The 13562-nt window shown below is 61.8% G+C and carries 13 protein-coding genes; 11 read left to right on the top strand and 2 right to left on the bottom strand.

Translation table 11 applies throughout. From position 1 onward, the window contains the following. The first annotated feature begins 110 nt into the window (after positions 1-110). The 5 genes from Q7514_RS21490 to Q7514_RS21510 are packed head-to-tail and all read left to right on the top strand — an operon-like array spanning position 111 to position 4647. Positions 111-560 carry a Zn-ribbon domain-containing OB-fold protein gene (locus tag Q7514_RS21490; protein WP_330135291.1) on the top strand — a complete coding sequence of 150 codons (450 nt, stop codon included), beginning with the start codon at positions 111-113 and terminating at the stop codon, positions 558-560. After that, positions 557-1723, top strand: coding sequence for a thiolase family protein (locus Q7514_RS21495; protein ID WP_330135292.1), 1167 nt, complete (start codon positions 557-559; stop codon positions 1721-1723). Before Q7514_RS21490 ends, Q7514_RS21495 begins: the two co-directional genes overlap by 4 nt. 5 nt (positions 1724-1728) lie before the next feature. Then, positions 1729-2871 carry an acyl-CoA dehydrogenase family protein gene (locus tag Q7514_RS21500; protein ID WP_330135293.1) on the top strand — a complete coding sequence of 381 codons (1143 nt, stop codon included), beginning with the start codon at positions 1729-1731 and terminating at the stop codon, positions 2869-2871. Beyond that, positions 2861-3826 carry an acyl-CoA dehydrogenase family protein gene (locus tag Q7514_RS21505; protein WP_330135294.1) on the top strand — a complete coding sequence of 322 codons (966 nt, stop codon included), beginning with the start codon at positions 2861-2863 and terminating at the stop codon, positions 3824-3826. Before Q7514_RS21500 ends, Q7514_RS21505 begins: the two co-directional genes overlap by 11 nt. 5 nt (positions 3827-3831) lie before the next feature. After that, positions 3832-4647, top strand: coding sequence for an enoyl-CoA hydratase/isomerase family protein (locus tag Q7514_RS21510; protein ID WP_330135449.1), 816 nt, complete (start codon positions 3832-3834; stop codon positions 4645-4647). Positions 4648-5217: 570 nt separating this feature from the next. Here Q7514_RS21510 and Q7514_RS21515 read toward each other — a convergent pair. Further along, a complete protein-coding gene (locus Q7514_RS21515) occupies positions 5218-5970 on the bottom strand; it encodes a patatin-like phospholipase family protein (RefSeq protein ID WP_330135295.1) in 753 nt (250 codons plus the stop codon). 45 nt (positions 5971-6015) lie between these two features. Between Q7514_RS21515 and Q7514_RS21520 the strand changes: the two genes are divergently transcribed. Next, positions 6016-6267, top strand: a complete 252-nt coding sequence (locus Q7514_RS21520) for a hypothetical protein (RefSeq protein WP_330135296.1) — start codon at positions 6016-6018, stop codon at positions 6265-6267. A gap of 398 nt (positions 6268-6665) precedes the next feature. Here the strand turns inward: Q7514_RS21520 and Q7514_RS21525 are convergent, their stop codons facing one another. After that, positions 6666-7022, bottom strand: coding sequence for a hypothetical protein (locus Q7514_RS21525; RefSeq protein ID WP_330135297.1), 357 nt, complete (start codon positions 7020-7022; stop codon positions 6666-6668). 262 nt (positions 7023-7284) lie between these two features. Between Q7514_RS21525 and Q7514_RS21530 the strand changes: the two genes are divergently transcribed. The 5 genes from Q7514_RS21530 to Q7514_RS21550 all read left to right on the top strand — a co-directional run bounded on the left by Q7514_RS21530 (position 7285) and on the right by Q7514_RS21550 (position 13518). Continuing rightward, positions 7285-8490 (top strand): amidohydrolase family protein, encoded by a 1206-nt coding sequence (locus Q7514_RS21530; protein WP_330135298.1) that lies wholly within the window; start codon positions 7285-7287, stop codon positions 8488-8490. A 103-nt stretch (positions 8491-8593) separates the two neighbouring features. Next, positions 8594-9052, top strand: a complete 459-nt coding sequence (locus Q7514_RS21535) for a Zn-ribbon domain-containing OB-fold protein (protein ID WP_330135299.1) — start codon at positions 8594-8596, stop codon at positions 9050-9052. A 191-nt stretch (positions 9053-9243) separates the two neighbouring features. Continuing rightward, positions 9244-10221, top strand: a complete 978-nt coding sequence (locus Q7514_RS21540) for a thiolase family protein (protein ID WP_330135300.1) — start codon at positions 9244-9246, stop codon at positions 10219-10221. Between the two features lie 123 nt (positions 10222-10344). Continuing rightward, a complete protein-coding gene (locus tag Q7514_RS21545) occupies positions 10345-11922 on the top strand; it encodes a class I adenylate-forming enzyme family protein (RefSeq protein WP_330135450.1) in 1578 nt (525 codons plus the stop codon). A gap of 189 nt (positions 11923-12111) precedes the next feature. Next, the gene (locus Q7514_RS21550; protein ID WP_330135301.1) at positions 12112-13518 is read left to right on the top strand and encodes a 4-hydroxyphenylacetate 3-hydroxylase N-terminal domain-containing protein; all 1407 of its coding nucleotides are present in this window, start codon (positions 12112-12114) and stop codon (positions 13516-13518) included. Positions 13519-13562 lie beyond the last annotated feature (44 nt).

Below are 13562 nucleotides of genomic sequence, written 5' to 3' on the forward strand. Positions count from 1 at the left end.
CACAGCGCCGCGTTCTTCAATCCCACCCAGAACGCAGCCAAAGGCGACCAGCCTTGACGCGGAGGGGGAGGTACGCGACACTACCTTTACATGTAAAGGAAGGTAGATGGATGACTTCTATCCCAATCGCCGAGGGCCTCTTTCGTGAGAGTGACGACGGCGCCTACTTGATCGGTGGGCGATGCCGCTCGTGCGATGCCGTGTCGTTTCCCACGCGTACCACGTGCGGGCGCTGCCAGCACGACGACATTGCCGAAGAGCGGCTGCCACGCACAGGGACCGTGTGGACCTGGACATCCCAGTCGTTCCTTCCGAAGGCTCCCTATATCGGGCCCGGAACGGATTCGGACTTCGAAGGCTTTGTGGTCGGCTACGTCGACCTCCCCGGCGCCTGCATCGTGCAAGCCCGACTGGACGTGCCCGTGGCAGAGGCCTCGGAACGCGTAGCAATCGGCACCACGGTCGATCTGGTGACCCTTCCGTTCTGCACAAACTCTGACGGAGCCACTGTCACCACGTACGCGTTCCGTCCCAGCTCACAGGAAGGTGCAACCGCATGAACGACGACATGTTGGCCATCGTCGGGATCGGCATCTATCCCTTCGGTCGCTCGGAGCTGACGGCCCAGCAGATGGCGGTCGTCGCGATAAAGCAGGCGCTCAGTAACGCCGAGGTAAGCTGGCGCGACATCGAACTCGCCGTCGGCGGCAGCCTTGATGGCGGCCAGGCCGATGTCATGGTCGGTGAGCTCGGTCCGACCGGACTTCCCTTCATCAACGTGCTCAATGGATGCGCCACCGGCGCGGCCAGCCTGATCACTGCGGGCAGCATGATTTCCTCCGGCATCGGGGAACTCGGACTGGTCGTCGGCTTCGACAAGCATCCTCGCGGCGCATTCAGCGCACCCGATGTCACCGCATGGGGTGTGGGCAGTTGGTACGGCGAGTCGGGAATGTTCGTCAATCCGCAGTTCTTCGGAATGAAGATCCAGCGCTATATGCACGAACATCAGATCACCGAGGAGACTTTGGCGAAGGTTGCTGCGAAAGCGTTCGCGAACGGTTCCCTCAACCCGAATGCCTGGCGCCGCAAGGCAATTTCCGAAGAGGAAATCTTGTCCTCACGATTGATCAACTATCCGTTGCGCCAGTTCATGGTGTGCTCCCCCAGCGAGGGTGCAGTCGCACTCGTAGTGTGCCACCCCCACGTGGCCGACAAGTACACCGACACCCCCATCTACGTGCGGGCGGCGACTCTCCGTAGCCGCCAGTACGGTTCATTCGAGCTGTTCCAAACTTCACTACCTCATGATCTTCCCCCCACCCCGTCCCAGCTTGCCTCTCGCGCCGCATTTGAATACTCCGGGCTGACACCAGAAGATATCGACCTCTGGCAGTTGCAGGACACCGAAAGTGGCGCAGAAGTCATGCACATGGCCGAGGTAGGTCTGTGCGAACATGGTGCGCAGAACGACCTGGTCGCAGCAGGAGCCACCGCGATCACCGGAGCCCAGCCCGTGAATACCGACGGCGGCCTCTTGGCGAACGGAGAGCCGGTCGGCGCCTCCGGGTTGCGAATGGTGTACGAGGCGAGTCTTCAGCTACGCGGAGACGCCGGTGAACGGCAAGTAGCGGATACCGCCAAAAATGCGCTCACGCACGTCTACGGCGCACCGGGGATCAGCGCGTGCACGATCCTCAGCACCGAGAGCGCGAGACGATGACCCTCGTGCCCACCATAGGTTCCTCATTTGCCGATTCGCTCGATGCTGCGGCGCAGGAGCTGGCGGTTCTTCGCCGTCCGGCTCGGAATCTCGACGAGCAGTTGGCGTCTTCCGCGACGATGATGCGATGGTTGCACCACGGTGGGTGGACGCGGCTGGGGTGGCCGGAGGAAGTCGGTGGTAGTGGCGGATCACCGACCCTGCGTGGGCAGGTCTACGACGATCTCGCCGGCCGCGGCTACGCGATACCGGACCACATGTTCGTCCTCGAGGTGGTCGGTCCCGCGGTGGTCCGTCACGCCCCAGCGCTCGCCGCTGAGGTCCTTCCCGCCGCGCTGCGCGGTGACGAGCTCTGGTCTCAGGGCTTTTCCGAACCGGAGGCGGGCAGCGACCTCGCTTCTCTGCGCACCCGCGCGGTCGAGACAGACGATGGTTTCACGATAACCGGGCAAAAGATTTGGACTTCCTACGGTGCGCGTGCGGACAAGATCGTGCTTCTCGCCCGCACGGGCACGAGCGAAAGCCGGCATCGTGGTCTGACGATGCTGTTGGTCGATCTCGATCAACCGGGTATCGAACGTCGCCCCATCGCTCTTGCAAGTGGCCGAGAGGAGCTTTCCGAGATCTTCTTCACCGATGTGCACGTCGGCCGCGACCGCCTGATCGGTGCTGTAAACGGTGGGTGGGCGGTCGCAATGGATCTTCTGCAATACGAGCGCGGGATGTATGCGTGGATGCGGATGGCCTCCACGACCGAGCGCCTACGGGAAATCCTGGACGAGGCCTCCCCCGAAGTCGACGGCCCGATCGCACACGAAGCTGTGGGGCGTGCCTACCTGGCGCTGGCGGCACTACGTGCACGCACGGCGATCACCCTACGACGACTCGCGGTCGGAGAGGTCGTCGGACCGGAAACGAGCATCGACAAAGTTCTACTCGCGACGGCGGAACAAACCGTCCTCGACACCGCGCGTGAGCTGGTGGGTACCGACTTCATACTCGGCGACGGCCTTCGCGACACCCACTGGCGTGAGGAATGGTGGTATTCGCGTGCCGCCTCCATTTACGGGGGAGCCGCTGAGGTGCAGCGCACAATCATCGCCGACCGGCTACTCGGCCTACCCAAGGAGACCATCAGTGGACGCTAACACCCTCGCACTCTTGCGCGAATCGTTGCGTTCCCTGCTCGAATCCGACTCCACGAATGTGGTTGCCGGCCTCGATGATCTCGGCTGGGATGACGTAGTCGTCGAAGACGAGGCGGCGGCGACACAATTGCTGTTCACCGAACAGGGCCGCGCCGCGACTGCCTCGCGCGCTCTGGATTTCGTGATCGCACGTGCTATGTATGGCGACGATCATGCGATCGCGGCTACCGCACCGATCGTCTACCCGCTCAACAGCACCATCCCGATGTCCCGCGCCGACTCGAGTACCTTGGTCGTCGACGGCGTACTGCTCGCCGACGCACCAGGTGAGGCCGATCTGCTCGTGCCGGTGTGCGGTCCCAACGGTGTCGTCCTGGCAACAGTCGAAGTCGGCTCCAATCTCGTACGCCGCAATGTCGAAGGATTTGACCCGGCAGCCCGACTCGTTCACATCAGCGGCAGAATCGACAGCGGCTATACCCTCGTCGAGACTTCCGCCACCTGGGAAGAAATCCGCAGCGCAGCCCACCGAGCATTAGCGTCGGAACTGATAGGCGCCGGCCGGGCCATGCTCGAACTCGCCGTCCTGCAAATCAGCGAACGAGTGCAGTTCAACCGACCGATAGGAGCGAATCAGTCCCCACGTCATCGCCTGGCCGAAGCACACGTCGCTTTGTCGGCCGCGCAGAATCTGGTCGACCAGGCATGGACGGTAGGTACACCGTGGGCTTCAGCGGCGGCCAAAGCCTTCGCCGGTTCCGCAGTAGATGTGACCTCCCGCGCCTGTCTCCAGGCCTGCGGAGCGATCGGCTTGACGTTCGAACACAGACTCAGCACTTACGTCAGGCGATGCACCGTCCTCGACGCATTGTTGGGAGGATGGCGTGAACAGTCCAGGAAACTCGGTGCCGAGCTCCTACGCACCCGGTCCGTGCCGACGGTCGCCGGCCTGTGACCGCCATGCCCGACAACGACTCGCAGCAACAACAGGCACGATTCGAGATCGTCGACGAGCATGTTGCCCGGATAGTTCTGAACCGGCCCGAACGGCTAGGTGCCTACACCCCCACCATGTGTGAAGAACTACTGGACGCCGTCCGCCGGTACCGACTCGACGACAACCTGCGGGCGCTCATCCTCACCGGCACCGGCAGAGGATTCTGCACCGGCGGTGACGTCTCCCCCGACGCCGGTTTCGCCACCGACCTCGCCAGCCAGGTGGGGCGCGCACGGGAGCTGCGGGAGCATTCTCACGCGTTCGTCACCGCGCTGCACAAACTCGACAAGCCAGTCGTATGCGCAATCAACGGCATCGCTGTCAACGGTGGACTCACCTTCGCGCTTGCGTGCGACCTTCGCATCGCCTCGGCCAGTGCACGATTAGGTGACACAAGCGGACGTGCCGGACTCTTACCGGATGAGGGCGGCGCATGGCTGCTGCCCCGCACGATCGGATATGACAAGGCCTATCGAATGGTCGCCTACTCTGAAATATACGATGCTCGCACTGCCCTGGACGTCGGACTCGTCACTGAGGTGGTGCCAGATGCCGAACTCAAGGAACGCAGCCTCACACTGGCTCGACAGTTGACCGAGAAGGCGCCCTTGGCGCTTCGAGCGGTCAAGTTCATGATGCGCCGCGCAATGGAGAGCTCACTGGAGTCCTCACTCGGTGATGCGCAACAGGCAGTGCTGTGGGTAGGACCCAGCGCTGATGCGACAGAAGGGAAGACGGCCTTCCTGGAACACCGCTCTCCGCGATTCTCCGGAAGATAGCACCCGATGCGCGCGCCAGATCGCAGGTATGGTCCGAGTAACCCGGGCAGCGAGTAGGCGATCATGGTTGCAGATCGTGATTTCCTGGCGCAATTGAACAAGTCGGTATGGGCAGCCCGGCGTTGAGCCACCGATTCCGGTCTGGGTCGATGGTGATGCAGTGATGGAGCCAGCGATGGTAGGTCTCCGAGCAGGGCCTCGTCGGACAGACTCGCCTGGACGAATGCCCACTCAGTGGCCGATGGCCAGTTACACCGCTCTACCTTCCCGTTGGGCAGCGGACGATGAGGACGGGTGACGCGTGCGTGACTTTAGACCGAGCGCCGCTACTAGGGCAGCGCGAGCGGCAGCACGGCCCGTTGAGTTCCTAAAGGCGTTAATCGGCTCCGGAGGTCGAGGTGTGCGTGTCGGACAGACCGGTCGGGGCGAGCTGTGCGCGCCGGCCGGCCGGCACCGCGATCATGCCCGCGCTGAGTCAGTGGCGCTACGGAGGTCGCCGGGTGTTATCGGGCTTTCTGGGCGGCCAGCTGCTCGAGGGTCGAAATGAAGTGTGCAGACTGCTGGCCCTGGCTACGACCAGCGCGCGCCGCGGGGGGACGAGTGGCCGAAGACGGGCAGCAGTACTGCTGAGTCTTCCAGGTTTGCCAACTCCTCGACCAGGCTTCCACCCATCAGGTAGGTACCCGGCTCGGGTGATGGGCACAGGACAATCACCTCGTCGTGACCTCGGGCAAGGAGGGCGTTGGCCGTACTGCGGACTCCCCCGTCCATGTACCGGCGTCCATTGATGGCGACGGTTGGCCATAGGCCGGGGACAGCGCAGCTGGCAGCGACTGCGTCGACAAGCGGCACCTTATCGTCTCGTTCGAAGACCACCACCTCACCGGAGATGGCATCGGTTGCGGTGATGGCGAGTCGGCGGTCCGGCCAGACATGCGCTGGCAAACGTGCCTCGATGACCTCGCGACGCACTCGCGCGCTGACCGTGTCGGCTCCCATCGCCAGAGCGCCGATCCGGCGTAGTCGCTCAATCGGCGGTTTGTCGGCATCTGCACCGAAGGTATCTACCAGCAGCGCCATGTCTACTTGAGGTTCGATTTCACTGGTGGATTCCGCAATCTGGCTCGCGAAGAGATCCGGCAGACTCGCGCCGCCGGCGACTTGCGCGGCCACGGTGGCGCCTGCTGAGGTTCCCAGTATCAGGTCGCTGGCGAGTAGGTACGTTGCTGCAGCACTGGACGCTTCTTGCACGCCCAGCAAGAATCCCACCTCCCATGCGATGCCACCGACGCCCCCTCCGGCAAGGACGAGTGCTCGCGACATGCTTCCGCTCCTCTGGTTGTTGAAGCATATGAGGCCCACCGATGTATGGGCCGAAACGTTTGTGCGGTGTTGATCTTCTTCACCGCGGTGCTGGGAGTGCTGGCCCCGAAGCGGCTGGCGCCGGCGCTACCCGGCCTCACGCGCATTCTGGGTACGCTCGGTGAGCGCGACATCGACGACGTCACCGCGTTGTTGCCGGCCGGCATGTCCGCGGCCACCATCGACCGACGACTGGCACCCGAATGCAGCAAGCACGTCCGACGCGGCCGCTTGCATACCAATCCGGCACCGTGCTGACCACGCGGACCCTGATCCGCACCTGGGCGCAAAGGGATGCTTGCGTGCCTGATTCGTGAGATCAACCTAGTCGGCCACGAGGGCGGCAACGCGGTCGGTGAACACGTTCGCACACTCACCGGCACTGATATCGCCATCTCATCTCCGGGACAACTCGTGCCCAACAACGTCATCGATGGATGGTCGCGCGTTGGAAGAGATCGCGACGATCCTTCCGTTTTCACTGCTCGGGGTCGACCGGACAACGGCAGCGAGTTCATTAATCACCAGCTGTTCGGAAATCGCTGTCTCCAGACCGGTGATCGCCAGCGATCCGCAGTCGGATTCCCTACTGGTGGACATCTCATACCGACTTGCGATCGAACGATTTCACCTCAGGAATGCCGAAACCCGGCTAGCTAGTCGGAGGAGGGCAACCGCTTCGGCTCTTTAATTGTCAAGGGCCTTCCGTCGACTTCCAGCGTGCCGGCGCCGGCTTTGGTCGCCAGCACTTCGAGACCGATTTCCGAGTCCTCGTACCGCTTTCCCACCGCAACACCGCCAACGGCCGCTCTGGCATGGCGAGCTTGATTCCCGCTGGCGGGCTGGTCGGCCATGGGTTCGCCGCCGCAGAGCAGTGTCACCTCGACCTTCGGTGCAGCGATGACGATGACCTGAGCCTCGCACACGACGCTGTACAGGCGGGCCCCAATTTTTAATGACATTTGATCCGATTCCTTCCGACCGCAAGCTTCACAGATGCGGCTCAGGTTCACCGCGACAGTTGACTATACGCGTACAGCCCGGCCGGTGGAACCCCCGACGGAACCCGCTTGGAGAGTTTCGTTCCCGCATGTCAGCGGACCTACCGAGGAGCCTTGCCAACCAAAAGCAGCCCTGCTACTTTACATGTAAAGTAGCGATTCGCTGAGTCATCCCCGCGACGGCGACAGCAGGCCAACGCGAAGTGACGTCGAAAGACCAGGCGAGGCCACCGTCCCGCCCGTTACCCGCAACAGGCCAGAAAGGACCCATGGCATGGCCATTATCGAAAACACCGTCGGTGAACTCCCGTACCAACTCACCGACTTCGACCAGCACTCCTATGAGGCCGAAGACTGCTTCACCCGACACCTCCCCAAGAACAAGATCGACATCGCCGTCCGCCCCATCCGCTCGGCCAGCGGGCGCAAAGTCCTGCTCGCCAACGACCGGATCGTCACCGCCCTCGAGAACGACCTCGATCAGGCCTACGTCCCAGGGTCATTGGTCGAGATGCTCAAGCAGCGAGCATCCGGAGACGCTTCGGATGCCGATCGCTTCTACGAGCCGATGCAGAAGGAATACCTCGATCGCGACGCCCGTCTCGTCCAACTCACCGAGCAGCAGATCGAAAAGTCCATTATGTACCCCGGCGGCTGGGCACTGATGGCCGAGCAGTACCTGAAAGGTGTCGACCCCCTCTACGACAACCTGGAATCGTTCAACAAGTGGATCAACGAAGACTGGGGCTTCGCCTACCAGGACCGAATCTATGCTCCGGCCATGCTGTCGATGCGGGACCTCGACCGAGCCTGCGAGGAACTCGACCGCGTCCTCGAGGCCGGCGCACGCTTCATCACACTTCCCGCAGGACCCGCCTACGGACGTTCTCCGGGCGACCCGTACTTCGACCCGTTCTGGGCGAGAATCAACGAGGCGAAAGCTGTCGTCTGCTATCACATCGCAGAGTTCCACTACCAGGACAATGTGGCTTCACAGTGGGGTTGGGGACTGGTGCCGCCGTTCCAGTTCTCCGCGTGGCAGTGGCAGAATACATATGGGGAACGTCCCATCACCGACACTCTGTCCGCGCTGATCTTCGACAACCTCTTCGGCCGCTTTCCCAACATCAAGGTCCTCGTCAGCGAGTTCGGTGCTGAATGGGTGCCGCACTTCATCCGGCACATGGACAAGAGCCGCGGGATGGCCCGCAACGGCCAATGGCTCGGCGGCCAGCTCACCGAGCGCCCGAGCACGATCTTCAAGAAGCACGTGCGGGTCGTTCCCTACCCCGAGGACGACACGGTCTCGATGATCGAGAACCTCGGGTCCGACGAAACGCTCCTCATGGGTTCGGACTGGCCGCACGCCGAGGGATTGCGGGAGCCGGCCGACTTCTACAACCGTGTCGAAGGACTCGGGGAAGAGAAGCGGCGATTGTTCCTACGGGAGAACGGCATCAAGTTGATTGCGGGGCAATAGAGTCGTCCCGGTCTGATCGGGCGGTGGAGATCGCTATTCTCCACCGCCCGACGGATGACCCCGGCGCAACCGAACGGAAAGCGGGATGTGTGGAGATGCCATCATGACGCAGAAGAATGTAAACGACGACGATCTCGTCGCGCTGTTTCCGGGTGAGCCGATCACTCACGACAACGCCGAACACTACCGCGGTCGCCTGAATCGGGAATTGCTGGTCAACCGCTGCGATAACTGTGGGTCGTGGCACCAGCCACCGAAACCGATCTGTCCGGAATGCTGGTCGACCTCGATCACTCCGACACCAGTGGACGGGGCAGGAACCATCTTCTTGGCGATCTTCCTCCACCAGGGCCCGCTTGCCGATGGGGTGGACTACAGCACCCCCCATCCCGTGGTCACGGTAGATCTTACTTCTCAACCGGGAGTCCGGTTCACCTCTACCGTCGTCGGATCGCCGAACGAAGACATTACCATCGGTGCACCCGTCGTTCTCGATTGGATCACCCGCGGTGAAGTACCGTTTCCGGTCTTTCGCCTGGCCATGGAGGACCAAACACTATGATCGACAGCCGAAATCCCATGAAAGACCGCGTCGCGATTGCGGGTGCCTCCACGACAGGGTTCCAGGCACGCAACTCCCGCCGAAGTCAGACCTCGCTTGCCGCAGAGGCGTGCGTCCGCGTTATGCGACAATGCGGTCTCCAAGCATCCGATATCGACGGTATTTGTGGCAGCTCGCCCAGCGCCGCGACAATGCAGTCCACGCTGGGGATACCCGAGATCACCTGGTCTGGGAACCCGGTCATTCCCATCGTCGATCACATCGCGGTAGCTGCGGCAGCCGTCCACAGCGGCCTCTGCAACACCGTTCTCGTGTACCACGCGGCGTATCGGCTCCCATGGAACACCGCGTCCTCGCTGAAGGATCCGTTCCGTCGGATCGCGACCCCTGGACTTTCCGATCCACGACCGGGTCCGGAGTCGATGGCCTCGAGTATCGGCTACACCGGCTGGGCTGCCCGCTACATTCACGAATACAAGGTGCCCAAAGAACACTTCGGCCTGGTTGCGATCAATGATCGGAGCAATGCGGCACTGAATCCTGCTGCCGCGATGCAGCACCCGATGACGATGGACGACTACCTCTCGGCGCGAATGATCAGGTGGCCGCTGTCCTTGCTCGATATGGACGTTCCGGTCGACGGTGGTGACGCTTTCATAGTCACTACCGCGGAACGGGCGAAGGACATGCCGCTCCCCCCGGTTCTCATCCAAGCGGCCGCTCTCGGCCAGGTCCGTCACAACGAAGAGGACCAGACAACGAGTCTGCGATGCCACGGTCAGCAGGTGGTCGTCGAGGCGCTGAAGGCCAAGAGCGACTTCTGGATCGAGGACATCGACGTCTACTTTCCGTACGACGGATTCACCCCCATCGCGTTGAACTGGATCGAGAACGTCGGCTGGTGTGGGCCCGGCGAGGCCGGTTCCTTCCTGGAAGCGAACTGGGATCAGGCCCGCTCCCGCGTCCTCATCGACGGTCGCATCCCGGTCAATTCCCACGGAGGCTCGCTGTCCGAGGGCGGTACCCAGGCGTCGGGTCACATCCGCGAGGCGGTGCATCAACTGCAGGGACTCGCCGGCGAGCGTCAGGTCCCACACGCGCGGCGAGCGCTCGTGACAGCAGGCGGCTTCTTCTTCAACGCACAAGGTCTCACCTTGCACCGAACATGACGCTCGGGGGCGCCTTGCGGACAGACGCTTGCAATCGAAGAGCTACACGACGTCGAGAAGGACCGAATGAGCAACACCAACGACGAGGTAGATATCGTTCCCGAATACGACACTGCGCTGGCGATGTTCGTGGGATCCGTTACCGCTGCACCAGACGCGCCGATGATTCGGTACTTCGACACCGTCTTGACCTGGAGTGAGGTCGATCGGCACACCGATGCTCTTGCTGCAGCCCTCGTCGAGGGCGGCCTTCGCTCGGGTGAGCGGGTGGTGCTGTACCTGCAGAACGTGCCGCAGTACGTCCTTGCGCTGGTTGCGGCGTGGAAGGCGAATGCGATCGCTGTTTCAGCGAACCCCATGCTGAAAGCTCGTGAGCTGCGCCGAATCCTTGATGATTCCGGAGCGACAGTACTGATCTGCCTCGAAGAGCTCTACTCACAATTCGGAGTCGAGGCAGTGCAGGGATCGACCGTACAGCGCATTATCACGACCAGCGAGCGAGACTTTCAGACTCGCAATGATTCCCGGCTATTCGCGGCGAGCGCACATACCTCACCCACAGATACCGAAGATCTGATGTCCATACTGTCGCAGTACACCGGGCAACAGCCTCCCCCTGCGTTGCTGACCGGGAGCGATACCGCGGTCATCACCTACACATCGGGTACGACCGGGGCGCCCAAGGGGGCCACGAACACTCATCGCAATGTCGTCTTGGGCGGCCAGACCTATCGTGACTGGTTCCAGTTGTCCTCGGGCGAAGGCATTCTGGGCATCGCACCACTTTTCCATGTCACCGGGCTCTCGGGACATATCGCGGCAGCATTCTCCGCCCGCATGTCACTGATTCTGACATACCGTTTCGAGTCCGGAGTAGTGCTCGATGCGATCCGCGAGCATCGCCCGACCTTCACTGTCGGCGCAATCACCGTTTTCATTGCGCTTGCGAATGACGCTCAAGTGAGCAAGGAAGACCTCGCCTCGTTACGGACTATCGCTTCGGGTGGAGCGCCGATACCCCACTCCGTAGTCGATGAGTTCTTCGCGAAGTTCGGCACATACATCCACAACGCCTACGGCATGACCGAGACCACTTCACCAACGCATTCTGTCCCACTCGGTGCGGTGGCTCCCACGGATCCACATTCTGGTGTGTTGTCGGTCGGCAAACCTGTGTACGGCACCACGGTGTGGGTGATTGACGAAACCGGTGCGGAGGTCGGGACGGGGCAGATCGGCGAGATTGTCGTTGCAGGCGCGCGCGTTGTACCCGGCTACTGGAATAAGCCCGACGAAACCGCAGCAGCCTTCGACCACGGACGGCTGCGCACCGGTGATGTCGGATTCGTCCACGACGACGGATGGCTCTTTCTCGTCGACCGCAAGAAGGACGTCATCGTCGCGAGCGGGTACAAGGTGTGGCCTCGGGAAGTAGAGGAGGTTCTCTACTCGCATCCCGCGGTCAGGGAAGCAGCAGTCATCGGTGTCCCCGATGAGTATCGCGGGGAATCGGTCAAAGCGTTCGTCACACTCAAAAATGACATTCCTGTTCTCACTGACGAACTCATTGCGTTCGCCAAAGAACGGCTGGCAGCGTACAAGTACCCACGATCAATCGAGATCGTCGATGCATTGCCAATGACAGCTACCGGAAAAATCCTTCGACGCGACCTTCGCCAGGACTCGGGGAGGCCGAAGTGATCAGATTGATCGATTGTCGGCCACACCGGAGATCCGCCGACACATCACTGCCGCGAGATGCCGAGACCAGCACGGTTGCTCCGGTAACTCACCACCTTGGCACCCGCATCAGCGTCGTCGTGCGTACGCCATTAGGCCAGACGCACGACTGCTCGCGGCCATTCATTTTTCGACGTAGGAGGAATTCCCGTGGCAATCCGCACTTCAGACAACTATCGCAAAGGGCTGTCGGACGGACGACGCGTCTTTTACCGTGGTCGCACGGTCAAAGATGTCGTGAGCGAGCCTGAACTGTCCCTCGCCGTGGAGCATTCGGCAATCTGTTATGATATCGCGACGGACCGTACTGACCTTGCGGTGACCGAGATCGATGGCGAGGCGGTAAGTACATTCTATGTCGCGCCCTCTACCGCCGAGGACCTGGTCCGTCGAGGAGCTTTGATCGAGGAGGTTTCTCGCCGCGGTGGAGGCACCATCGTGCTCAAAGAAGTCGGCAGCGACGCGTTGTTTGCTTTGCTACGTGCTACGGAAGGCGAAGGCCTCGACAACGCCCGCGCCTTCTATGATCGTGTGTGCCGCGAAGACTTGGCTTTGGCGGTAGCGCAGACGGACGTGAAGGGAAACCGTTCGCTCGGGCCCGGTGAACAGGCGGATCCGGACTTGTATCTGCGCATCGTCGACGAGGACGCTGAGTCGATCACCGTACGCGGAGCCAAGTGCCACACTTCGTTCTCGGCCAACGCCGACGAACTGATCGTCCTGCCCACTCGCGCGCTCAGCTCGGACGACGCGGACTATGCAGTCTCGTTCGCTATTCCGATCGACACTCCAGGGCTGAATCTGTACGTCTCACCGTATGCCGCCGGAGAACGGAACAGGTTTGAATTTCCTTTGTCCACCAGGCACAAGCTGCTCGAATCGCTGACGGTATTCGACGACGTGCGGGTACCCAAAGACCGGGTCTTCTTGAACCGTCGGCCGGAACTGGCCGGCCCTCTGGCCCTCGCGTTTGTCGATTACCACCGGTTCACTGCCATCAACTACAAACTGCCGCTACTCGATATCGTGGTGGGCGCCGCTTCGTTGGTTGCCGAGGCCAACGGTATTAGCAAGGCAGGCCACGTCAAGACCAAACTCACCGAGCTGATCACTTGGAGTGAAACCGTCCGTGGCTTGGCGGAACTTTCGGCAATTCGGTCCCGCCCAGGCGAACACGGTGTGCAACAGCCGGACCCGCTTGCTGTAAACATGGCAAAGTACCACTTCGCGCACGGTTTCCACAATGCTACCGCGATTTTGATGGATCTTTCCGGGGGCTTGCTTGCGACCGGTCCGGGTGGGGACGACTGGGATAATCCCGAGATCCGTCCGGTTCTCGAAAAGTACTACACAGCAGCGGTTCCCGCGGAGAAGAGACTCCGGATCCTCAATTTCATCGCGGATTTAACAGCCCGCGATTATGGCGGTTACCAAGCGGTGCTGGCCACTCACGCCGAAGGCTCTCTTGAGGCGGAAAAGCTGCAGATCAGCCGCTCCTTCGATCCAACGCGGGCCCGCGACTACGTTGGCGTGCTCGCTGGAATCGACACGCTCTGACCTATCGAGCCGTCCCCGCTTGCCGAGCACCCATGAAACATGGA

Origin of the sequence: Rhodococcus artemisiae, assembly GCF_036327795.1 — a bacterium.
In the GTDB taxonomy this organism is placed as follows: domain Bacteria; phylum Actinomycetota; class Actinomycetes; order Mycobacteriales; family Mycobacteriaceae; genus Rhodococcus; species Rhodococcus artemisiae.